General features: G+C 74.8%; 19 protein-coding genes and 1 pseudogene. 8 read left to right on the top strand and 12 right to left on the bottom strand.

The features are described from left to right. The gene (locus V2S66_RS34655; RefSeq protein ID WP_413966509.1) at positions 1-309 is read right to left on the bottom strand and encodes a hypothetical protein; all 309 of its coding nucleotides are present in this window, start codon (positions 307-309) and stop codon (positions 1-3) included. Positions 310-361: 52 nt separating this feature from the next. Between V2S66_RS34655 and V2S66_RS28800 the strand changes: the two genes are divergently transcribed. Next, positions 362-673: a 4a-hydroxytetrahydrobiopterin dehydratase gene (locus V2S66_RS28800; RefSeq protein ID WP_330799659.1), complete on the top strand. Its 312-nt coding sequence runs from the start codon at positions 362-364 to the stop codon at positions 671-673. 51 nt (positions 674-724) lie between these two features. Here the strand turns inward: V2S66_RS28800 and V2S66_RS28795 are convergent, their stop codons facing one another. Then, positions 725-1,738, bottom strand: a complete 1,014-nt coding sequence (locus tag V2S66_RS28795; protein WP_330799658.1) for a Gfo/Idh/MocA family protein — start codon at positions 1,736-1,738, stop codon at positions 725-727. 74 nt (positions 1,739-1,812) lie between these two features. Between V2S66_RS28795 and V2S66_RS28790 the strand changes: the two genes are divergently transcribed. The 3 genes from V2S66_RS28790 to V2S66_RS28780 are packed head-to-tail and all read left to right on the top strand — an operon-like array spanning position 1,813 to position 4,499. Then, the gene (locus tag V2S66_RS28790; protein WP_330799657.1) at positions 1,813-3,153 is read left to right on the top strand and encodes a multidrug effflux MFS transporter; all 1,341 of its coding nucleotides are present in this window, start codon (positions 1,813-1,815) and stop codon (positions 3,151-3,153) included. 22 nt (positions 3,154-3,175) lie between these two features. Next, positions 3,176-3,373, top strand: coding sequence for a hypothetical protein (locus V2S66_RS28785; protein WP_330799656.1), 198 nt, complete (start codon positions 3,176-3,178; stop codon positions 3,371-3,373). Continuing rightward, the gene (locus V2S66_RS28780) at positions 3,339-4,499 is read left to right on the top strand and encodes a serine hydrolase domain-containing protein (protein WP_330799655.1); all 1,161 of its coding nucleotides are present in this window, start codon (positions 3,339-3,341) and stop codon (positions 4,497-4,499) included. The genes V2S66_RS28785 and V2S66_RS28780 overlap by 35 nt, the downstream gene beginning before the upstream one ends. A 38-nt stretch (positions 4,500-4,537) precedes the next feature. Here V2S66_RS28780 and V2S66_RS28775 read toward each other — a convergent pair whose 3' ends face one another. Together V2S66_RS28775 and V2S66_RS28770 are read right to left on the bottom strand one after the other, a co-directional pair. Continuing rightward, positions 4,538-5,722 carry a YVTN family beta-propeller repeat protein gene (locus V2S66_RS28775; RefSeq protein WP_330799654.1) on the bottom strand — a complete coding sequence of 395 codons (1,185 nt, stop codon included), beginning with the start codon at positions 5,720-5,722 and terminating at the stop codon, positions 4,538-4,540. Beyond that, complete coding sequence (locus V2S66_RS28770) at positions 5,722-6,528, bottom strand: polysaccharide deacetylase family protein (RefSeq protein WP_330799653.1); 807 nt, start codon at positions 6,526-6,528, stop codon at positions 5,722-5,724. The genes V2S66_RS28775 and V2S66_RS28770 overlap by 1 nt, the downstream gene beginning before the upstream one ends. Before the next feature lie 169 nt (positions 6,529-6,697). Here V2S66_RS28770 and V2S66_RS28765 point away from each other — a divergent pair. Next, positions 6,698-7,840, top strand: a pseudogene (locus tag V2S66_RS28765) (glycosyltransferase family 4 protein); the annotation flags it as partial. Positions 7,841-8,856: 1,016 nt separating this feature from the next. On the opposite strand, the gene V2S66_RS28760 reads toward V2S66_RS28765, so the two are convergent. Both V2S66_RS28760 and V2S66_RS28755 read right to left on the bottom strand, forming a co-directional pair. Further along, on the bottom strand, positions 8,857-10,401 hold the full coding sequence (locus V2S66_RS28760) for an MFS transporter (protein WP_330799652.1): 1,545 nt from the start codon (positions 10,399-10,401) through the stop codon (positions 8,857-8,859). A gap of 115 nt (positions 10,402-10,516) precedes the next feature. Further along, a complete protein-coding gene (locus V2S66_RS28755) occupies positions 10,517-11,902 on the bottom strand; it encodes a sugar transferase (RefSeq protein ID WP_413966511.1) in 1,386 nt (461 codons plus the stop codon). 655 nt (positions 11,903-12,557) lie between these two features. Between V2S66_RS28755 and V2S66_RS28750 the strand changes: the two genes are divergently transcribed. After that, complete coding sequence (locus V2S66_RS28750; protein WP_413966508.1) at positions 12,558-13,610, top strand: small ribosomal subunit Rsm22 family protein; 1,053 nt, start codon at positions 12,558-12,560, stop codon at positions 13,608-13,610. Here V2S66_RS28750 and corA read toward each other — a convergent pair. From corA to V2S66_RS28730, 4 genes are all read right to left on the bottom strand, one after another. Continuing rightward, positions 13,595-14,752, bottom strand: coding sequence for a magnesium/cobalt transporter CorA (corA, locus tag V2S66_RS28745; protein ID WP_330799651.1), 1,158 nt, complete (start codon positions 14,750-14,752; stop codon positions 13,595-13,597). The genes V2S66_RS28750 and corA overlap by 16 nt on opposite strands. Continuing rightward, complete coding sequence (locus V2S66_RS28740) at positions 14,749-16,317, bottom strand: phytoene desaturase family protein (RefSeq protein WP_330799650.1); 1,569 nt, start codon at positions 16,315-16,317, stop codon at positions 14,749-14,751. Before V2S66_RS28740 ends, corA begins: the two co-directional genes overlap by 4 nt. 9 nt (positions 16,318-16,326) lie before the next feature. Continuing rightward, positions 16,327-17,148 carry a dimethylargininase gene (ddaH, locus tag V2S66_RS28735; protein ID WP_413966507.1) on the bottom strand — a complete coding sequence of 274 codons (822 nt, stop codon included), beginning with the start codon at positions 17,146-17,148 and terminating at the stop codon, positions 16,327-16,329. A gap of 198 nt (positions 17,149-17,346) precedes the next feature. Further along, positions 17,347-18,003 (bottom strand): biliverdin-producing heme oxygenase, encoded by a 657-nt coding sequence (locus tag V2S66_RS28730; RefSeq protein ID WP_330799649.1) that lies wholly within the window; start codon positions 18,001-18,003, stop codon positions 17,347-17,349. A gap of 173 nt (positions 18,004-18,176) precedes the next feature. On the opposite strand from V2S66_RS28730, the gene V2S66_RS28725 reads away from it, so the two are divergent. Then, complete coding sequence (locus tag V2S66_RS28725) at positions 18,177-18,884, top strand: bifunctional DNA primase/polymerase (protein ID WP_330799648.1); 708 nt, start codon at positions 18,177-18,179, stop codon at positions 18,882-18,884. A 55-nt stretch (positions 18,885-18,939) separates the two neighbouring features. On the opposite strand, the gene V2S66_RS28720 is transcribed toward V2S66_RS28725, so the two are convergent. After that, a complete protein-coding gene (locus V2S66_RS28720; RefSeq protein ID WP_330799647.1) occupies positions 18,940-19,920 on the bottom strand; it encodes an SCO2278 family lipoprotein in 981 nt (326 codons plus the stop codon). 86 nt (positions 19,921-20,006) lie between these two features. Next, a complete protein-coding gene (gene map / locus V2S66_RS28715) occupies positions 20,007-20,864 on the bottom strand; it encodes a type I methionyl aminopeptidase (protein WP_330799646.1) in 858 nt (285 codons plus the stop codon). Between the two features lie 82 nt (positions 20,865-20,946). On the opposite strand from map, the gene V2S66_RS28710 reads away from it, so the two are divergent. Then, complete coding sequence (locus V2S66_RS28710; RefSeq protein WP_330799645.1) at positions 20,947-21,141, top strand: hypothetical protein; 195 nt, start codon at positions 20,947-20,949, stop codon at positions 21,139-21,141. Positions 21,142-21,323: the final 182 nt, after the last annotated feature.

The following is a 21,323-nucleotide window of genomic DNA, read 5'->3' as shown; positions in this document are numbered from 1 at the left end:
TCATGACCGGGGCGAACCGGACGTTCGCGTCGAGGGGAGGGCGGCCGGCTCGTCCGGGCGGGTGACGTCGGCGGGGTCCGCGAACGAGCCGGGGGCCGGCGCGGCGGTCTCCTCCAGCGTGCGGGCCTTGCGGCCGGCCAGGGCCACCGGCCAGCCGGCGGCGGCGAGTTCGACCGCCACGGCGCGGTCGATGCCGGCGCCGGCGCCGGTGACCGGGGCGACCCCGGCGCCGCCGGTAGCCGTGCCGGTGTGCGTGTCGGTCTCTTCGTTCGCGGCACCGCAGGGTATGCGGTGCGACGATGGCCGCACCGCACCGCAATCCACCGCACCGCACGCACCCTGCCACCGAAAGGCGCCGCAGATGCCGTACGCCGACCCGCTGTCACCGCAGGAGATCGAGCAGCGCCTGGCCGACCTGCCGGGGTGGGAACTGTCCGACGAGGGCACGACGTTGCGCCGGACGTACCGGCTCGCGCACCTCCGGGCGGCGATCCTGGCGCTGCACATCGCCGGCATCCAGGCGGAGCTGGACCACCACTCCGACCTGACGCTCGGCTACGACACGCTGGCCGTGGCCATCACCACCCACGCGGCCGGCTCCCGCCTGACCGGCAAGGACTTCGGGCTGGCCGAGCGCATCGCGGCGGCCGCGCTGGCGCACCAGGCCGGCTGACCACCGCCGCCGCCCCGGCCGTCATGCCCGCCGCCGCGCCCGCCCCGGCGGTCAGTCGACGCCCGGGTAGGTGACGCCGATCTCCTGCCGCACCCGGTCGAGGGTGCGCATGACGGACAGCGAGCCGTCCAGCGGCACCAGCGGCGACTCGGTGGCGCCCTCCCGCAGGCAGCGCATCACCTCGGCGGCCTCGTGGCGCATCGTGCTGCGGTCGTGGTCGTCGCTGACGTCCGCGAGGTGGACGGTGCGGGTCGGCAGCCCGTCGCGGTGGACGGTGAAGCGGTCGGCGTGGAAGAAGCCGTCCGGGATCTCGATCCGTCCGGCGGTGCCGCCGATGAGCGCGGGCGCCCCGGTGTCCGCCGCGAAGGTGCAGGACAGGGTGGCGACCGCGCCGTCGTTCCAGCCGAGGACGATGCCGGTGGTGTCGTCGACCCGTTCGGGCGTCAGGTGCGCCCACGCGCGGACCGCGTCCGGCTCACCGAGCAGCATCTGCGCGAAGGACACCGGGTAGACGCCGAGGTCGAGCACCGCGCCGCCGCCCAGCTCCGGATCGCGCATCCGGTGCTCGGGCGGGAAGTCGGCGGGGAAGCCGAAGTGCGCGGCCACCTGCCGCACCTCGCCGATCGCGCCGTCGGCGACGGTCGCCAGCAGGTGCCGTACGAGCGGGTTGCAGTAGGTCCACATGGCCTCCATGAGGAACAGGCCGCGCTCGCGGGCGAGGCCCGCCAGCTCCTGCGCCTCGCGCTCGTTGAGGGTGAACGCCTTCTCGCACAGCACTGCCTTTCCGGCCTCCAGGCAGAGCCCGGCCGCCTCGCGGTGCGCGGAGTGCGGGGTGGCGACGTACACCACGTCGACGCCGTCGTCGGCGGCCAGTTCGGCCCAGCTGCCGTGCGCGCGGGGGATGCCGTACCGCTCGGCGAAGGTCTTCGCGCCCTGCGGGCTGCGGGAGCCGACGGCCACGACCTCCGCGTCCGGCATCGACTGCAGCGCCTCGGTGAAGGTGGCGGCGATGCCGCCGGTCGCGAGGATGCCCCAGCGAATCGTCCTCGGTGTGTTCTGCGTCATCGCCAGCAGCCCTCGTATTCGGTCTCGGTGGTCCCCGCCGACTGAAAGAATAAGGAACGGTTCAACTACTTCCGATGGAGCGTGCCGCCGTGCAGGACGCCGGGCCGACGACCCCAGCGCAGAAAGCCGCCTTTCCCGCCACCGCCTTCCCCGTTCCCGCCTCCTCCACCACCTCCACCACCACGGCGGCCGGGCCGGCCGCCGGGGCCCGCCGCACCGGCATGCTCGTCACCCTGGTGCTCGGCGGCCTGACCGCGCTGCCGCCGCTGTCCATGGACATGTACCTGCCGGCGCTGCCGCAGGTCAGCGACGCCCTGCACGCGCCCGCCGCGACCGTCCAGCTGACGCTGACCGCGTGCCTGGCCGGCATGGCGCTCGGGCAGCTGGTGGTCGGCCCGCTCAGCGACCGCTGGGGGCGCCGCCGTCCGCTGCTCGCCGGCATGGTGGTCTACGTGCTGGCCACGGCGGTCTGCGCGTTCGCCCCCTCGGCCGGCCTGCTGATCGGCTTCCGGCTGGTCCAAGGCCTGGCCGGCGCCGCGGGCATCGTGATCTCGCGCGCGGTGGTCCGCGACCTGTACGACGGCGTGGAGATGGCCCGCTTCTACTCCACGCTGCTGCTGATATCCGGGGTCGCCCCGATCGTCGCTCCGCTCATCGGCGGCCAGATCCTGCGGCTGACCGACTGGCGCGGGGTGTTCGTGGTCTGCACCGCGATCGGCGTGCTGCTGACCGCGGTGGCGTGGCGGCGGCTGGACGAGACGCTGCCGCCCGAGGACCGGCACGCGGGCGAGCTGTCCGGCACCTTCGGCGCGATGCGCCGGCTGCTCGCCGACCGGGTGTTCACCGGCTACGTGGTGGCGGGCAGCTTCGGCTTCGCGGCGCTGTTCACCTACGTCTCCGCCTCGGCCTTCGTCGTGCAGGACATCTACGGCGCCTCCCCGCAGACGTTCAGCCTGCTCTTCGGCCTGAACTCGGTCGGCATCGTCGGCATCGGCCAGCTCAACGGCAAGGTGCTGGTCGGCCGGGTCGACATGGACCGGGTGCTGGCGGTCGGCCTGGCGCTGATCACCGCGGCCTCGGTGGCGCTGGTGCTGCTCACCACGGGGGTCTTCGGCCGGGCCTCGCTGCCCGAGATCGCCGCCGCGCTGTTCGTGCTGATGGCGTCGATGGGCCTGGTGCTGCCCACCACCAACACCCAGGCGCTGCTGCGCACCAAGCGCTCGGCCGGCTCGGCGTCCGCGCTGATCGGCACCTCCTCCTTCCTGATCGCCGCGCTGATCGCGCCGCTCGGCGGGGTGGCCGGAGACGGCACCGCGGTGCCGATGGCGATCACGCAGCTGACCTGCGTCCTCATCGCCTCCGCGGCCTTCGTCGGGCTCTGCCTGCGGGGGCGGCGTACGGTGGAGGGACCGTAGGGTCACCCCTCTGGAGGTAGCGATGTCCGACGTTCCGGACGAACGCACCTGGGCGTTCAAGGCGGCAGACAGCACACTGCACACGGGGTCCGAGCAGCCCGTGGACCCGGAGGACCTGGTCATGGCCTCCGGCCGGGACTGCACCCCGGAGCTGATCGAGAAGGCCCGCAGGGCACTGGAGGAACATGGTCCCGCCGCTGTCGAGAGGTTCCTGCCCTGAGGCGGGCCTCGACACCGACGAGCTGAACCGGCTCGTCCCCGAGCTGGCCGGGTTCCTGGACCCGGCGCCGCACCACCCGTGGTGCGCAGGCGCCGTCGTCCTGGCCGGCCGGGGGCGGACCGTCGCGCTGCACGAGGCCCTCGGCTGGGCGGTGCGCTACGCCGGCTACGACGAGCGGGCCGACCGCGGCCTGGAACTGCCGGCCGCCGAGCGCGTCCCGATGCGCCGGGACACCGTCTTCGACCTGGCCTCGCTGACCAAGCTCTTCACCGCCGTCGCCGCGGTCCGCGAGATCGAACGCGGCACGCTCGCCCTGGACGCCCCGGTCGCGGGGTACGTGCCCGCCCTGACGGCCGCCGCCGCGCACGGCATCACGCTGCGCCACCTGCTCACCCACACCTCGGGGCTGCGGCCCGAACTGCCGCTGTACGAGCTGCCGGACGCGCCCGCCCGCGCGGCCCGGCTGGCCGCGGAGGAGCCGCTGACCGCGCCCGGCGCCGAGCGGTGCTACTCGGATCTGAACCTGCTCCTGCTGCAGACCGTCCTGGAGCAGGTCACCGGCCGGCCGCTGGACCGGCTGATCGCCGACGGCGTGACCGGGCCGCTCGGCATGACCGACACCCGCTTCGCGCCGCCCGCCGCGCTGCGCCCGCGGATCGCCGCGACCGAGGACCAGCGCAGGCCGTGGGGCAAGCTCGACCGCGGTCCGGTGCACGGCGAGGTGCACGACGAGAACGCCTTCGCGATGGGCGGCGTCGCCGGGCACGCGGGCCTGTTCTCCACCGCCTGGGATTTGGCGCTGTTCGCGCGGGCGCTGCTGGACGGCGGCGCGGGCGTCCTAGCGCCGGCGTCCGTACGGCTGCTGCTCGGCGGGGTGGACGGTCCGGACGGGCGCCGCGGGCCGCTGGGGTTCGAGGTCGACCAGCCGTGGTTCATGGGCGGGCTGGCCGGCCGCGGCGCGGTCGGCCACACCGGTTTCACCGGGACGAGCCTGGTGCTCGACCCGGCGACCGACACCTTCCTGGTGCTGCTCGCGAACTCCGTCCACCCCTCGCGCACCTGGCGCGACGGCAGCCTGCCGCGGGCGGCCGCGGCGACCCGGCTGGCCCGCGCGGCGAAGGGGTAGGCGGGCCGGGCCGGGTCGAGTCGGGTCGGGGTCGCGGGTCAGCGGAAGATGCCGGTGTGCCCGAGGGAGTAGCGGCCGGGCTGCGGGTACACGCACAGGCCGTGCGGGCCGGCGCCGACCGGGATCTTGGCCAGGGTGCGGCCGGTGGCGGTGTCGAGCGCGTACACCTCCGAGTCGTACCGCCCGGACAGCCACAGCACCTTGCCGTCGGCGGAGACCCCGCCCATGTCGGGGCTGCCGCCGCCGTCGATGTGCCACTTGGCGGTCAGCTTGCCGGTGGCGAAGTCGAGGAGGGAGATCGAGCCCTCCTCGCGGTTGGAGATGTACATCGACCGGGAGTCCCGCGACACGTACAGGCCGTGCGCGCCCTGGCCGGTGTGCAGCAGCGTCGGCTTGGAGAAGGTGTCGCCGTTCATCACCCACACGCCGTCGGCGGCCATGTCCGCGATGTACCAGGTCCTGCCGTCGGGGGAGATCTTGACGTCCTGCGGCATCGCGCCGTCGTACGGCAGCTGCTGCTGGCCGATCACCTCCATCTTCGCGGTGTCGACCTTGAGCAGTTCGCCGGAGAACTCGCAGGAGACGATGAAGTAGCGGCCGTCGGGGGAGAAGTCGGCGTGGTTGACGCCGTAGCAGCTCACCGGGACGGCCTTCTTCACCGCCATGGTGTGCGCGTCGCGGAAGACCAGCTGACGGTCGAGCGACGCCATCACGATCGCGTACTTGCCGTCCGGCGTGAAGTACAGGTTGTACGGGTCGTGCACGTCGACGGTCCGGCCCGCCTTGCCGGTGGCCGGGTCGATCGGGGTGAGGGTGTTGCCGACGTCGTTGTTGACCCACAGCGTCTTCAGGTCCCACGACGGCACGACGTGCTGGGGTTGCCGGCCCACCGGGATGGTCTCGACGACCTTGTACGTCCTCGGGTCGATCACCGTGACCGTGTTGGACTCGGTGTTGGGCACGTAGACCCGCGAGGGGAAGTCCCGCACCACCGGGGAGAGCCGGCCGGGCCGGTCGGCGGCGTAGAGGTCGTGCGCGTTCAGCGGCGGCGGCATGCCGGGCAGGCCCAGCGGGGCGGCCGGCCGCGCGGCGGCCGTGACGGCCCGCTTCTGCGAGGGCGCCGCCGCGTGCGAGGGAGTGCCGCCGTTTCCGCAGCCGGAGGCGAGGACGGCGAGGGCCGCGGCGGCGACCAGCGCGCAGGCGGGAGTCGGGTGACGGCGCATCAGGTCAGCAGCTCCGAGGTCGTGACCGCGCGCAGGCCGCGGCGGTGCAGGTCGTCGAGGATCCCGGGCAGCGCGGCGACGGTGCCGCGGTGCCCGAAGTGCAGGGAGACCACCGAGCCGGGGCCGGCCTGCCGGGCCACCGCGGCCCGTACCGGCTCGGCGCCGGGATCGGTGTAGTCGAGCGGGTCCACGCCGTACGACAGCAGGTGCGGATAGCCGGCCTGCCGCGCCAGCCGGACCACCAGCGGCGTGGTCAGCCGGGCCTGCGAGGGCCGGAACCAGCGGCCGCGCGAGCCGGTCAGCCGCCGCAGCCGCTGCGCGCAGCCCTCGATCTCGGCGGTGGCCGCGGCCGCGCCCATCGCGCCGATGTCCGCGTGGGTCTGGGTGTGGTTGCCCAGCTCGTGCCCGCCGTCGAGCACCCGCCGGGCCAGCTGCGGATACGTGTCGAGCCAGCTGCCGACCGCCAGCACGGTCAGTCGCGCGCCGGCCCTCTCCGCCTCCGTCAGCAGGGCCTCGGCGAGGTCGGGTTCGCCCTGGCCGTGGAAGGTGAGGGCGACCAGCGGGCGGTCGGCCGGGCCGTGCTCGATCTGGTCGGGCAGCCCGGGGGGCAGCGGCCTGGCCGCGGCCGCCGCGGCGGCGGAGGGGGTGGCCGGGGCCGGGACGGGGGAGGTGGCGGCGCGGGAGGGCGCGGAGCGGGCGGAGGGCGCCGCGGCGCCCGGCGTGCGGGCCCCGTCCGCGCATCCGGCGAGCAGCGCGCCCGAAGCGGTGACCTGGAAGAGGTCGCGGCGGGAGATCGAAGGGGACACCGTCGACACTTTAGGGCTTGATGTCCGATATGACGGTTATCTCGGCGGCGGCATCGCGCGGATGGCTCGCACGGCTGAACGCTAGGGTGGGCGCGTGTTCGTCTCAGGGGGATCACCGGGGGAAAGGGAACGCACCGTGGCCGGAACCGTCACGCACCGGCGCCTGCTGTTGGTGTCGACCAACTACGCGCCAGAGCAGGCCGGTACGAGCAGGTACGCGACGCAGATCGCCGAGCACTGGGCCGCCGCCGGCGCCGAGGTGCACGTCCTGACCGGCCTGCCGCACTATCCCGCCTGGCGGCTCGACCCGGCGTACGCGGGGGTGCGGGCCACCCGCGAGGAGCGCTGCGGGGTCAGCGTGCACCGCCGCCGGCACACGGTGCCGAGCCGTCAGACCGCGCCGCGCCGGGCCCTGTTCGAGCTGTCGCTGCTGCGCGGCGCGCTGTCCGGCGCCCCGGAGATCGGCCGGCCGGACGCGGTGGCCGCGCAGATGCCCAGCCTGGCCGCGGGGGTCGTCGGCGCCCGCCTCGCCGCGCGCCACGGCGTGCCGTTCGTGCCGGTGGTGCGGAACCTGCTCGGCGTCCGGGCGGCCGCCGCACGCGCCGTCGAGCGGTACGCGCTGCGGCGCGCCGCACTCGTCGGCGTCACCCACGAGACGCTCGTCGCGGGCGTCGCGGCCCTGGGCGTGCCCGAGCAGCGCATACGGCTGGTGCCCAACTGGTCCCTGATACCCGGGCCCACCCGCCCCCGCGAGCAGATGCGCGCGCTGCTGGGCTGGCGGCCGGGCCAGACCGTGCTGCTGTACACCGGCGACATGGGGGCCGGCCGCGGGCTCGACGTGCTCGTCGAGGCGGCCAGGCTCGACCCGACGCTGCGGGTCGTCCTGATGGGCGAGGGCGCCCGGCGCGACGCGCTGCGCGCGCTGGCCGGCGGGCTGCCCAACCTGGACTTCGCGCCGCTCGCGGCGGAGTCGGAGTTCCCCGACGTGCTCGGCGCCGCCGACGTGCTGGCCGCGGCGGACGCGGCGGTCCCGCCGGAGCTGACGTCGTACTTCGCCGCCGGGCGGCCCGTGGTGGCGGCGGTGCCCGCGGACAGCGGCACCGCCCGGGAGATCGCCCGCGCGGGCGCCGGCACGGTGGTGCCTCCGGCGGACCCCGCCGCCCTGCTCGCCGCCGTCCGCGTCCTCGCCGCCGATGTCGCTGCCGCGACCCAGGCCCGTGCCTACGCCACCACCCACCTCACCCCCACCGCCGGCCTCGCCCGCATCGACGCGCTTCTCGCGGAGGCCCTCACGCTGGCGCCTCCGGCGCCGCTCCCCCCGAGACCCGCAGCACCCCCGGCTGCCCCGGGGTCCGAGCCGCCCCCGGCCGCCGCCGGTGAGCCGGCCGCTCCGGCCGTGCGTCCGGCTGGCGCCGGGGCCGAGTTGCCGCCGGTTCCGGCGGGGCCGCCGGTTGGTGCCGTGCGCCCGGCCGCTCCGGCCGTGCGTCCGGCTGGTGCCGGGGCTGAGTTGCCGCCGGTTCCGGCGGGGCCGCCGGTTGGTGCCGGGGGGCTGGCCGCTCCGGCCGTGCGTCCGGCTGGCGCCGGGGCCGAGTTGCCGCCGGTTCCGGCGGGGCCGCCGGTTGGTGCCGGGGGGCTGGCTGCTCCGGCCGTGGGTCCGGTTGGTGCCGGGGCCGAGTTGCCGCCGGTTCCGGCGGGGCCGCCGGTTGCCGCCGAGTCGGCTGGCGCTGAGCCCGAGCAGCCGCCGGTTGGCTCGCTCGTCCCGGCGGAGCCCGCCGCTGCTGCGGACGCGTAGCGAAAGCTGCCCACCGGCGGTGCGGGGTCGCCCTCGCGGGGGGTCCGGCTGGTGCCGGGGCTGAGTTGCCGCCGGTTCCGGCGGGGCCGCCGGTTGGTGCCGGGGGGCTGGCCGCTCCGGCCGTGCGTCCGGCTGGCGCCGGGGCCGAGTTGCCGCCGGTTCCGGCGGGGCAGCCGGTTGCCGCCGAGTCGGCTGGTGCCGAGCCCGAGCAGCCGCCGGTTGGCTCGCTCGTCCCGGCGGAGCCCGCCGCTGCTGCGGACGCGTAGCGAAAGCTGCCCACCGGCGGCCCGGGGTCGCCCTCGCGGGGGGTCAGGCTGGTGCCGGGGCCGAGTTGCCGCCGGTGCCCGCGGAGCCGCCGGTTGCAGCCGGGGAGCTGGCCGCCCCGGCCGCGGGTCCGGCTGGCGCCGAGCATGGGTTGCCGCGGTGCCGGCGGAGCCGACGGTTGCGTCGCCCGCCGGGGAGGCGGACACGTTCCGCGGAGCCGCCGGTCGGCTCGCCCGTGGCGGCGGAGCCCTCCGCTGCCGGGGGGTGACCGCTCAAGGGTCGGCCGCCGTGCGGCCGTCCTCGGGGGTGGCGGGTTGGAGGCCGGGGCGGAGGCCGGCGTAGGCGACGAGGGCGGCGGCGGCCATGATCGCGGCCATCACGGAGAAGACGGTCCTGGTGGCGTCGCCGAAAGCGACGCGGACGAAGGCGGGGATGGTGCCGCCTCCCGCGGGGGCCGAGTGGGACTGGGCGATCGCGTGGGCCTGCGAGGCGGCCTGGCCGGCGGGCTCGCCCTGGGCCAGGAGGGAGCCCCGCAGCCGGGACTCGAACCGGGCGACCGAGATCGTGCCGAGAACGGCCAGCCCGAGGCTCGCGGCATAGTTCCGCACGGTCTGCGTGATGCCGGTCGCCTCCCCGTACGACATCCGCGACGCGCGGTTCACCGCGTCCGTGCTCGCCGGGGTGAGCATCATCCCCATTCCGGCGCCGGCCAGCACCACGTACCACTGCTGGCTGCCGAAATCGAGGTCGGTGACCTTGCCGGCGAGCAGGAAGAAGCCGATCGCGCCGAGCACGCACCCGATGACCACCGGGCGTCTCGCGCCGCCGCTGTCGAGCATCCGGCCGCCGATCTGGGAGGCGACCACGAAGCCGACGAAGAACCAGAGCAGGTAGACCCCGGCGCCGGACGACGACTTGGCCAGGCCGATCTGGGCGTACTCGCTGGCGAAGAAGAAGAACGGCACGAAGACCAGCATGGTGATGCCGAGCACCAGGTTCTCCGTCAGGAACGCCCGGTCGCGGAAGATCCGCACCTGCATCAGCGGTGCGGGGGTGCGCAGCTCGGTGGCGTGGAAGACCACGAGCAGCAGCAGGCCGGCGGCGACGCACAGCGCGATGGCGGGGTTCGACCAGTGCCAGATCTGGGCCTGCTGGAAGCCGAAGACGCTCAGTCCGACGCCGAAGGCGATGAGCGCGAGGCCGCGGTAGTCCATCGGGGCCGGGCGGTGGTCGGTGACCGGCCGGGAGACCGCGATGAGCACCAGGGCGATCACCGCGACGGGCACGTTCACCCAGAAGATCGCCCGCCACGTCCACTCGGTGAGGTACCCGCCGAGGATCGGGCCGATCGCGGTGAGGCCGCCCGCGACGCCGAAGAACGTCGCCAGCGCCTTTCCGCGCTCGCGCAGCGCGAAGGTCTGCACGACGATGCCGAGCGCCGCGGGGAAGAGGATCGCGCCGCCGACGCCCTGCACCGCGCGGAAGGCGACGATCCACGCCTGCGCCGCGTCGCCCTTGGGCGTCGCCCCGCACAGCGCGGAGGCGGTGGCGAAGACGACCACGCCGGCCACCACGACCTTGCGGTGGCCGACGGTGTCGGCGAGCCGGCCGCCGTAGGCGAAGAAGGCGGCGAGGGTGAGCAGGTACGCGTTGACCGCCCACTGCAGCCCGGTGCTCGACAGCTTCAGCTCGGCCTGGATCTGGGGCGCGGCGATCGACACGATGGTCTGGTCGATGAAGGTCATGGCGACGGCGAAGATCATCGCCGCGAGCACGAGGTTCCTCGACCGGCCGCCGCCGCCCGCCGTCCCGCTCATCCGCGCTCCTCACCGTGGCCCGCCGCCGGTCCTCACCACGGTGCGGCACGCCGCCGCGTCCCGCGACCGAACAGGGTCCTGTCGGGGTACGCGGGCGGCGCGCCGCGGGGAGGCGCTAGTACGCCCCCCGGCCGTCGACCACCGCCCGCAGGGTGCGGGCCATGACGTCCACGTCGCCGGTGAACGACCAGTTGTCGACGTACTGCAGGTCGAGCGCGACCGTCTCGTCCCAGGACAGGTCGCTGCGCCCGCTGACCTGCCACAGCCCGGTGATGCCGGGTTTGACGGCGAGCCGGCGCAGCTCCACGTCGTCGTAGCGGGCGACCTCGTCGGGCAGCGGCGGCCGCGGGCCGACCAGCGACATCTCGCCGCGGACCACGTTGACCAGCTGCGGCAGCTCGTCGAGGGAGCAGCGGCGCAGCAGCCGGCCGACGCGGGTGACCCGCGGATCGCGCCGCATCTTGAACATCAGCCCGTCGTTCTCGTTGGCGCCGTCGCGCTCCAGTTCGGCCTTGCGGGCCTCGGCGTCGACCACCATCGTGCGGAACTTCCACATGGTGAACGGCGTGCTGTCCTGCCCGTACCGCGTCTGGCGGTGGAAGACCGGGCCGGGCGAGGTGCTCTTGATGGCCAGCGCCACCAGGCCGAACAGCGGTGCGAGCAGCAGCAGTCCGAGGGCCGCGCCCGCCCTGTCGAGCGCCGACTTCAGGCCCACCTGGAGGCCCCTGGTGATCGGCGGCGCTATGTGCAGGACCGTCAGCCCCGCGGGCGCGTCCAGCTGCACCCGGCGGACCGCCACGTCCACCAGGCCCGGGAGCACCGCCAGCGGAAGGCCGGCGTCGTACAGCGCCCAGGACAGCCGCTTGAGGCGCGCCGCGGACAGCCGTGGCCCGGGGGCCACCAGGACCAGCTCGGCGTGCTGTGCGGCCGCCGAGCGCAGCACGGCCGCCGCGTCCTCGGAGCGGTCGTGCGGGTCGACCCCGTCGAGCCGGGCCGCCACCGGCACGCCGCACTCCAGCCGGGCGTTGCCGACCGGGACGACGCCGACGACCACGTACGCGTGGTCGGTCCTGGCGGCCAGGTGCTCCACCACCTCGTCGACGGCGTTCGGCTCGCCGGCCACCAGGACCCGGCGGACCGCCTGGGCGGAGCGGCGGTCCGCGATCAGATGACGGTGGGTCGCCTTGCGGGCGGCCAGCGTCAGCACCGGTCCCGCGGCGAGCCCGGCCAGCGCCAGCGAGGGCCGGGCGATCTCGCCGAACGCGGTGCGCAGCATGGCCAGCACCCCGAGCAGCACGAGCCAGTCGCCGAGCACGGGCAGCGCCGAACGGTGCTCGCCGAGGACGTCGGCGGCGTAGCGGCGGCGCGCCGCACGGACCGCGAGCCAGCCGGCCGCGGCGACGAACGCGCACTCCAGCGGGTGCGGCTGGTCGCGGTCCCCGAGCAGGAGCAGCAGCGGGAGGCCGACGCCGAGGGCGTCCGCCGACAGCGCGAGCGGCAGGTACCAGGCCGCCTTGTCGCCGTACGTGCTGTGCGCCCGGTGGACGCTGTGCCGGCCGTGCCTGCGGGCGGCCCTGACCCGCCGGCGATGCCCGGGCACGGTGAGGGCATCGGCGGTCGCCGATGCCCTGCGGTCGGGGTGGCCGGGGTGGTGCGGGTGGCCCTGGTGTGCGGTGTGGTGCGGGTCGCTCTGGACGTCCGGGCTGCTCAGGCCCTGGCTCCGAGCGGACGCGGTCCGGGTGGACGTGGTCCGGGCGGACGGTGTCTGAGTGGGGTGGGTGGGGAGGGGGTGGATCTGGGTGGGGTGGGTGCTGTCCGGGGAGACGGGGGTGCTGGTCGTGCTGAAGGCGTGCGGAGACGTGCTCCGCACGGGTCTTGGCTCGCTCTCCACGGACATGACCGGCATGGCCGGGTTTGTTCCGATACGCCGCATGAACCCCCCTGGCACATCGCGACCGACGGACGTTCCAGCACTTCCCCAAGTGCTGGCTTCGTCCTGATACGGGGGGAACGCTAGGCCAATCGAGTGATCGCTCGCTGCGGATTGCACATATTCGAGCCGATGTTATGACCGAGTTAACCCGGCTATGGCGCTTCCCCCCGCACGCACGGTAAGGGGTCCGTCACAGGGTTTCCGCCCCTTACAGTGGTCGCTTGTGTCCACCGTGCACCTGCCAGACGATCTTCGCGACGCCCTGACCCGACAGCTCCACGCCACCGCGCCAGGACAGGCGTCCGCGCAGGTCGAGCGGCTGATCCAGAGCTATCGCGGCGCGGCCCCGACCGCCGCCCCGTCCGCGCCCATCCTCCGCGACGCCGCCGACGTGGCCGCCTACGCGGCCTACCGGATGCCCGCCACCTACGCCGCGGTCCGCTCCGCCCTCGGCGCGCTGCGCGAGCAGGCGGCGGACTGGGCCCCGCGCACCCACCTCGACCTCGGCGGCGGCACCGGCGCGGCCACCTGGGCGGTCGCCGACGCCTGGCCGGACGGCGGCCACACCAGCAGCGTCCTGGACTGGTCGCAGGCCGCCCTCGCGCTCGGCTCGGAGCTGGCCCGCGACGCCGCGCAGCAGGCCGTGCGGGACGCCGAGTGGACCCGCGCCCCGCTGGCCGGCGCGCCCCGGCTGCCCGCCCGCGACCTGGTCACCGTCTCCTACGTGATCGGCGAACTCGCCCCCGCCGACCGGGCGTCGCTGATCGACGCGGCGGCCGGGGCGGCGCTCGGCGCGGTGGTGGTCGCCGAGCCCGGCACCCCCGAGGGCTACGCCCGGATCATCGAGGCCCGGCAGCGGCTGATCGCGGCCGGCCTCACCGTGCTCGCGCCCTGCCCGCACGACGGGACCTGCCCGGTGACCGGCGACGACTGGTGCCACTTCGCCGCCCGGGTGCCGCGCACCTCGCTGCACCGTCAGGTCAAGGGCGGCACCCTGCCGTACGAGGACGAGAAGTTCAGCTACGTGGCGGCCGTCCGCCCGGCCGCGGTGCCCGGCGCGCCCGCGGGCAACCGGATCGTGCGCCACCCGCAGATCCGCAAGGGCCAGGTGCTGCTCGACCTGTGCACCCGCGACGACGCCCTCACCCGCACCACCGTCGCCAAGCGCCACGGCGCCGCCTACCGCCTGGCCCGCGACGCCCGCTGGGGCGAGACCTGGCCGCCCGACCCGGCCGCCGGCGCAGACGCCGGCCAGGACGGCTACAGCCAGCCGTAACGGCGGAAGGCGCGATAGCACAACGCCGAGAGGACGGCGGTGACGCCGAGCATCAGCGGATAGCCGAAGGTCCAGCCGAGCTCCGGCATGTGCCGGAAGTTCATGCCGTAGAAGCCGGCGATCATCGTCGGGACCGCCAGGATCGCCGCGCCCGCGCTGATCCTGCGCATGTCGACGTTCTGCTGCACCGCGAGCTGGCTGAGATTCGCCGCCAGCAGGCCGTCCACCAGTTCGCCGTACGCCGCCAGGCGCTCGCGGACGTGCGAGAGGTGGTCGGCCACGTCGCGGAAGTACCGGCCCATCTCGGCGTTGATCAGACCCTCGGCGCCCTCGGTGAGCCGGTCCAGCGGGCGGGCCGTCGGGTACACCGCGTGCTTGAACTCGATCAGCTCCCGCTTGAGCTGGTAGATCCGCTCGGCGTCGTCGCCGTGGGCGGCCGAGAAAACGTCCGATTCCAGCTCGTCCACATCGAGTTCGACCGCGTCGGCGACGTCCAGGTAGTCGTCCACCACCTGGTCGGTGATCGCGTGCAGCACCGAGGCGGGGCCGTGCGCCAGCATGTCGGGGCGGCACTCCAGAGCCCGCCGTACCCTCGACAGACCCGGCGCGCTGCCGTGCCGGACCACCACCACGAAGTCCGCGCCCAGGAAGATCATCACCTCGCCGGTGTCGACGACCTCGCTGGTCGCGGTGAGCTTCTCGTGCTCCACGAAGACGATGGTCTTCAGCACCACGAAGAGCGTGTCGCCGTAGCGCTCCAGCTTCGGCCGCTGATGCGCCTGCACGGCGTCCTCCACCGCCAGCGGGTGCAGCCCGAACACCTCGGCGATCTCCGCGAGGTGCTCCGCGTCCGGCTCGTGCAGGCCGATCCAGGCGAAGCCGCCCTTGCGCCTGCGGGCCTCCCGCAGCACCTCCTGCGGCGGCAGCGACGCCGCCCGGCAGCCGTCCTCGTACACCGCGCAGTCCACCACCACGTCCGCGGTGCTGCGCGGCTCCGGCACGCCGCCGTCCTCGGTGAGGCTGTGCCAGCGGCCGCCGCGCCGCCACTGGCGGCCGGTCGTACGGCGGCCGCCGTCGCCCTCGCGGCCCGGCAGGGACCGGCCGGGGACGGCGGGCCGGGGTATCGGGAGCCTGTGCGTCATCGTGCCTTCTCCAGTACCGCCATCGCCGCGTTGTGCCCGGGGACTCCGCTGACCCCGCCGCCGCGGACCGCGCCCGCGCCGCAGAGGTAGACGTTCGCATGCGCGGTGCCGACTCCCCAAACGCCTGTGGCGCTCGTCACGCCGTCCGCCGGGTCGTCCGCCGCACCGCCGGGCCGGTAGGGCCACGACAGGTCGCGGTGGAAGATGTGGCCGCCGGGCAGCCCCACCTCCCGCTCCAGGTCGAGCGGCGACTTGGCCTCCAGGCACGGCCTGCCGTCCGCGTCCAGCGCCAGGCAGTCGGCCAGCGGCTCCGCGAGGACCGCGTCGAGCTGCGCCAGCGTCGCCTTCAGCAGCGCCTCCCTGGCGCCCGCCGGGTCCTGCGCGAACAGCCGGGCCGGCGCGTGCAGCCCGAACAGGGTGAGCGTGTGCATCCCCTGCGCGGCCAGCTCGGGCGCCAGGATCGACGGGTCGGTCAGGCTGTGGCAGTAGATCTCCGACGGCGGCGCGTCCGGCAGCCGGCCCGCGGCGGCCTGCTCGTACGCGGTCTGCAACTGCCGGTAGGACTCCGCGATGTGGAAGGTCCCGGCGAACGCCTCGCGCGGGTCGACCGCGGTGTCCCGCAGCCGCGGCAGCCGGCGCAGCAGCATGTTCACCTTCAGCTGCGCGCCCTCCGGCCGCTCCGGCCGCTCCTCGCCGAGCAGCCCGGCCAGCGTGTACGGCGCGGCGTTGACCAGGACGTCCCGCGCGCCCACGGCCCGGCCGTCGGCGAGCGTCACCTCCGCCCGTACGCCGTCCGTCGCCAGCCCGGTGACCTCCGCGCGGGTGACGATCTCCGCGCCCGCCGCGCGGGCCGCGTCGGCCAGCGCGTCGGTGAACGCGCCCATCCCGCCGATCGGCACGTCCCAGTCGCCGGTGCCGCCGCCGATCACGTGGTAGAGGAAGCACCGGTTCTGCCGCAGCGACGGATCGTGCGCGTGGCTGAAGGTGCCGATCAGCGCGTCGGTGAGGACCACGCCGCGCACCGTGTCGTCCGCGAACGACGCCTCCACCGCCTCCCCGACCGGCCGCTCGAACAGCGCCTCCCACGCGGCCCGGTCGTCGATCCTGCGCTCCAGCTCGGCGCGGCCGGGCAACGGCTCGGTGAGCGTCGGGAAGACCCGCTCGGCGACCCGCTGCGTCATCGCGTAGAACCGCTGCCACGCCTCGAAGTCCCGGTCGGAGCCGGTCAGCCGGACGAACTGCTCCCGGGTGCGGCCCGCGTCCTGCGCGTCCACCAGCAGCCCGCCGGCGCCGCTCGGCGTGTACGACGAGATCCGCCGCCTGCGCACCGCGAACCGCAGGCCCAGCTCCTCGGTGATCTTCCGGGGCAGCAGGCTCACCAGGTAGGAGTAGCGCGACAGCCGGGCGTCCACGCCGGTGAAGGCGCGGGTGGACACCGCGGCGCCGCCGGTCGACGCGAGCCGTTCCAGCACCAGCACCCGGCGGCCCGCGCGGGCCAGGTAGGCGGCGGCGACCAGACCGTTGTGGCCGCCGCCGACGATCACCACGTCGTACGAAGCATGCATGCGCGCACCCTACGACGCGGGCGGCCGCAGCTCCATCGTGCAGCACTTCACGCTGCCGCCCGCCTTGTGCAGCTCCGACATGTCCACCGCCACCGGCTCGAAGCCGCGCTCGCGCAGCGGAGCGTGCAGGCCCGTCGCGGGGCGCGGCAGCAGCACATGGCGGCCGTCGCTCACCGCGTTCAGGCCCAGCGCCGCCGCGTCCTGCGCGGTGGCCAGCAGCGCGCCGGGGAAGAGCCTGGCCAGCACCGCGCGGCTGCCCGGCGAGAACGCGCCGGGGAAGTACATGATCTCGTCGCGCGTCTCGTCCAGCACCGCCAGCGCGGTGTCCAGGTGGTAGTAGCGCGGATCGGTCAGCTCCAGGCTGATCACCGGGCGGCCGAAGAACTCCTGTGCCTCGTCGTGCGCCAGCGGGCTGCTGCGGAAGCCCTGCCCGGCCAGGATCCAGCCGGCCGTCACGGCCAGGTCGCCCTCCGCCTCGTTGACGTGCTCCGGCTCGCGCACCTCGGCGAAGCCGTGCGCCCGGAACCAGGCGAGGTGCGCGGGCGCCTCCTCGGTCCGCTCCGGGTTCGCGAACTTCGCGCCCAGCACCCGCCCGTCCACGACGGTGGCGCCGTTCGCCGCGAAGACCATGTCGGGCAGGCCGGGCAGCGGGTCGAGGATCTCCACGGTGTGGCCCAGCGCCCGGTAGCGGTCGCGCAGGTCCTCCCACTGGAACATGGCGAGCGCCGCGTCCACCGGCTTGCTCGGGTCCATCCACGGATTGATCGAGTAGGAGACGCGGAAGTGGGCCGGTGGGCACATCAGGTACCGGCGGGGTGTGGCGATGCGCAAGGCGGGCTCCTCGAGGGGTGGTTGAAGATGCCAGTGCCTCCGGCGGACGGGTGGTCCGCTGTCGGCGTCACGCGTACGCCGATTGTGCGCCCTCATCCGCTCCGCGCGCCTCGGCCCCGGCCCCTTTTCTCCGCCGCCCCACTTTCTCCCCCGCCTGACGCAGAGCCGTCCGCCGTAGCGGCGGTCCGCGGTCCGCCGCTACAGGCGCGCCCGCGCCGTGCCCGTCGCGAGATCGGCGAAGACGGCGCTGTTGTGGGCGAAGGCGTCACCGCACTCGGTGAGGAAGCGGGCGCGCTCGGCGGGACCGAAGGGGAGGGCGTCGAGGAGCAGGCGGTAGTCGCGCTTGAAGGCGGCCGGATTGGCGATCGCGTCGAAGACGTAGAAGCGGACGCCGTCACCGCCGGGCGCGAAGCCCCAGGTGCGCTCGGCGAGGGAACGGATGACCTGCCCGCCGGAGAGGTCGCCGAGGTAGCGGGTGTAGTGGTGTGCGACATAGCCGCCCGGCCAGCCGCGGGCCACCTCGGCGACCCGCGCGGCGTACCGCTCGGTGGCCGGCAGCGGCACCGCCCGCTCGCGCCACCCCGCGCCGCGCAGGTGGTCCAGGTCGCGTTCGAGCGCGGGCACCCGCCACAGCTCGGGCCGGACGAACGGACCGGCCACCGGATCGCCGGCCAGCGCCCGGCCGCCGTCCTCCAGCGCGCGGTAGACGAACCACAGCTGCTCGGTGTAGTCGGCGTACGCCCGCACGCCGAGTCCGCCGCCGAGCAGGTCGGTCATGAAGGCGGACTCCTCCGCCTCGGTGTGCTGCTCCCGGACGGCGGCGCGGACCACCGCGGAGAAGGGGTGCGAAGCCACGCGGAGCCTCCGGTCGGATCGGATGCGCGGTCCCTTCCGGCCCTTTGCCGGAAAAGTCCCGCCCGGGAAGAGTTCCACCCCGAGTGGGTGTTCATTCCTGCCAAGAGGCAGGATGGCCTCCACCACCCGCGTACCGTGTACCGCAACGGGCCGGGGGAGAGGGAAGGAGCTCGATGGCAGGCAAGAGCAGGATGTCCGGCTGGCTGCGACGCCGTACGGACGGAGCACCGGGTTCTGCCGCCCCCGTCGAGCGAGACGAACTGACGCTGGCCGCGGCGCGGGCCGGCTTCCCGGTCGCCCCGGCGGCCCACCCGGAGAACTACGGCTGTTCGTGCGGCCGGATCGGCTGCCCGATCCCCGGCCTGCACCCGCTGTCCCTGGCCTGGCAGACGCAGGCGAGCACCGATCCGCAGAAGGTCGAGGGCTGGCTGCGCACCCAGCCGCTGGCCGGCTTCGTCACCGCCACCGGCCTCAACCACGACGTGCTCGACGTGCCCGCCGAGGCGGGCCGCGTCGCGCTGGAGCGGCTCACCGCGGACGCCGCGGCCTTCGGCCCGGTGGCCCTGCACGGCGACGAGCGGATGCTCTTCTTCACCGCCACCCGCGGCACGCCGGTCGACGAGGACGAGTGGTGGCCGTGCGAGCTGGACTGCCATCCCGAGACCGCCGACGAGCACCCCGGCATCCGCTGGCACTGCCGCGGCAGCTACGTCCTGCTGCCGCCGGCCCGGCTCGCCTCCGGCGCCGACGTCAGCTGGCTGCCCGGACACGGCCCCGACCTGCCGCTGCCGGAACCGCTGCTGGTGCTCGACATCCTCAGCGACGCGTGCGCCCGGTTCGGCTATGAGCCGGAGGCCGAGCCGGTCGGCTGGGGCCGCTGACCCGGCTGACCCGCCCCACGCGACCCTGCTGCTCCCGCCGGCCGCAGGCGGGGCGTCACGCACCCTGCGCGCCCACCAGCCCGACCAGCCGGCTGACGAACTCCACCCGGCCCGCCGCCGCGCCGCCGGCCGCCGTGCGCGGCACCGTCACCAGCTGCTGGCCCACGTGTGAGAGCGTCACCGACGTCTTCGGCGCGCCCGTCATCAGCGCCCGCGTGCCCGCGTCGATCGTCAGGTCGTAGCCCGCCCGGTAGGTGGACCTCGACTGGTGGCGGGTGCCGAAGAAGACCAGCGCCCCGCCGTCCTTCGTGCGCAGCGCCGCGGGCGCGAAGTCGCCCGCGGTGTCGGCCTGGTCGGCGTACTGCGTCACCGAGTTCGCGGTCCGCGCGCGGGCGGCGCGATCGGCCCGCAGCTGCGTGGTCGAGCCGCCCGGCGCGAAGTCCCGGGCGTCCGTGCCCGACTGGAGGTACGCGCTGTAGGCCGCGCTCAGCTGTCCGGGCGGCACCAGCAGACCGGTCTGCGCGGCGGGCACCGGCAGCAGGTAGCCGTCCTGGTCGGTGGCCAGGCGCGGCAGCGCCTGCGGTGAGATCACCGCCAGGTAGTCCGCCATCCACGGCTGGGCCGCCGAGTCGCGGCGGAACAGCAGCAGCCACCGCGAGCCGTTGGCGCGGTTGGTCGCCGAGTCCGCCACGAAGAACTTCGGCCAGCCCACCTGCCGCGGTATCAGGAACCTGGTGTCGCTGAGCACCAGCGGCGAGGACGAGCGGGCGCCCTCGGGGTGCTGGCTGTGCGCCGACCTGATCCCGGCGCTGTCGATGGCGCCCAGCGGCCCCGCCTCGATCTGCCGGATGTACCGCTCGCCGTACGTCCGCGTCGCCTGGTTGTTCACCGCGGTGAAGTGCGCCACGACCCGGGCCGCCTCCGCGGGCCGCACCGACGGGACGTTCTCCCGCTCGCCGTGCACGGTGACGCAGCCGGCCAGCGGCACGGCCAGTGCGACGGCTGCGGCCCCCAGGCACAACCTGCGGCGGATCATGGTGCGTCGGCCCCCTCGGCGCTTGCGTACGCCTGTGCGTACCCGGCGAATCGCGGCCACCCTATCGGGCGGCCGCGGGCACCGGGTCAGGGGAGCGTGAGGACCTCGGCGCCGTCCCCGGTGACCACCAGCGTGTGCTCGAACTGCGCGGTGCGCCTGCGGTCCTTGGTCACCACGGTCCAGCCGTCGTCCCAGATGTCGTACTCGTGCGTGCCCAGCGTCAGCATCGGCTCGATGGTGAACGTCATGCCCGGCCGCATCACCGTGGTCGCCCGCGGGTCGTCGTAGTGCGGGATCACCAGGCCCGAGTGGAAGGAGGTGTTGATGCCGTGCCCGGTGAAGTCCCGCACCACGCCGTACCCGAAGCGCTTGGCGTACGACTCGATGACCCGGCCGATCACGTTGATCTGCCGCCCGGGGCGCACCGCCTTGATCGCCCGGTCCAGCGACTCGCGGGTCCGCTCGACCAGCAGCCGCGACTCCTCGTCGACGTCGCCGACGAAGTACGTGGCGTTGCAGTCGCCGTGCACACCGTGGATGTACGCGGTGACGTCGAGGTTCACGATGTCGCCGTCGCGCAGCACCGTGGAGTCCGGGATGCCGTGGCAGATCACCTCGTTGACCGAGGTGCACAGCGACTTGGGGAAGCCGCGGTAGCCCAGGTCCGACGGGTAGGCCCGGTGGTCGACCATGTACGCGTGCGCGATCCGGTCCAGCTCGTCCGTCGTCACGCCCGGCGCCACCGCCTTCGCGGCCTCCTCCATCGCCTGCGCCGCGATCCGCGACGCGATCCGCATCCGCTCGACGGTCTCCTCGTCCTGCACCTCGGGCCCGGTGTACGGGGTGGGCCCCGGCCGGCCCACGTACTCGGGGCGCGGAATGGACGCCGGCACCTGCCGGGCGGGGGAGAGCGTGCCGGGGACGAGCAGCGACTGACCAGACATGCCGACGAGTGTATCGGCGCGTCACCGGGCACGATGGCCAAGGCGGACGCCGCGCACGCGGCCTCCAGGGAGGTGGTCGGTCATGGCGCTGTTCAAGGCGAACAAGCCCGCGGGCAAGCCCGGCGAGTGGTTCTACTGCATCAAGCACAAGAAGGTCGAGGAGGGGCCCGAGTGCCCCGCCAAGGACCGCTTCGGCCCGTACCCCACCCGGGGGGAGGCGGAGCACGCGATGGAGCGGGTCGCGGAGCGCAACCAGGACTGGGACGCCCAGGACTAGCTCTCCTGGGCTCCCCCCGGACGCCCCACCGCGCGGGCCGGGCGCGGCCCGGGTTTTCCGGGTGCGCGGGGAACGGCGCGGCCGGGCGTGACGAGGGCTGGACGTCGTCACCGGCCCGGTGGGGCTGTTGCGGTCGTTGCCGGGCCGCCGGCCGGTGGTGGGTTGCTCGCGCCGTTCCCCGC

This window comes from Actinacidiphila polyblastidii (assembly GCF_036353415.1).
Taxonomy (GTDB): domain Bacteria; phylum Actinomycetota; class Actinomycetes; order Streptomycetales; family Streptomycetaceae; genus Actinacidiphila; species Actinacidiphila polyblastidii.
The sequence above is the reverse complement of the archived record's forward strand: the minus strand, read 5'-3'. Positions and strand labels throughout refer to the sequence as shown.

Excerpts from the sequence above, each read along its gene's own strand:
- V2S66_RS28785 (WP_330799656.1), top strand. The coding sequence starts at position 3,176 with ATGTCCGACGTTCCGGACGAACGCACCTGGGCGTTCAAGGCGGCAGAC.
- V2S66_RS28790 (WP_330799657.1), top strand. The coding sequence starts at position 1,813 with ATGGAGCGTGCCGCCGTGCAGGACGCCGGGCCGACGACCCCAGCGCAG.
- map (WP_330799646.1), bottom strand. The coding sequence starts at position 20,864 with ATGTCTGGTCAGTCGCTGCTCGTCCCCGGCACGCTCTCCCCCGCCCGG.
- corA (WP_330799651.1), bottom strand. The coding sequence starts at position 14,752 with ATGACGCACAGGCTCCCGATACCCCGGCCCGCCGTCCCCGGCCGGTCC.
- V2S66_RS28720 (WP_330799647.1), bottom strand. The coding sequence starts at position 19,920 with ATGATCCGCCGCAGGTTGTGCCTGGGGGCCGCAGCCGTCGCACTGGCC.
- V2S66_RS28780 (WP_330799655.1), top strand. The coding sequence starts at position 3,339 with ATGGTCCCGCCGCTGTCGAGAGGTTCCTGCCCTGAGGCGGGCCTCGAC.
- V2S66_RS28775 (WP_330799654.1), bottom strand. The coding sequence starts at position 5,722 with ATGCGCCGTCACCCGACTCCCGCCTGCGCGCTGGTCGCCGCCGCGGCC.
- V2S66_RS28800 (WP_330799659.1), top strand. The coding sequence starts at position 362 with ATGCCGTACGCCGACCCGCTGTCACCGCAGGAGATCGAGCAGCGCCTG.
- V2S66_RS28725 (WP_330799648.1), top strand. The coding sequence starts at position 18,177 with ATGGCAGGCAAGAGCAGGATGTCCGGCTGGCTGCGACGCCGTACGGAC.
- V2S66_RS28740 (WP_330799650.1), bottom strand. The coding sequence starts at position 16,317 with ATGCATGCTTCGTACGACGTGGTGATCGTCGGCGGCGGCCACAACGGT.
- V2S66_RS28795 (WP_330799658.1), bottom strand. The coding sequence starts at position 1,738 with ATGACGCAGAACACACCGAGGACGATTCGCTGGGGCATCCTCGCGACC.
- V2S66_RS28760 (WP_330799652.1), bottom strand. The coding sequence starts at position 10,401 with ATGAGCGGGACGGCGGGCGGCGGCGGCCGGTCGAGGAACCTCGTGCTC.
- V2S66_RS28710 (WP_330799645.1), top strand. The coding sequence starts at position 20,947 with ATGGCGCTGTTCAAGGCGAACAAGCCCGCGGGCAAGCCCGGCGAGTGG.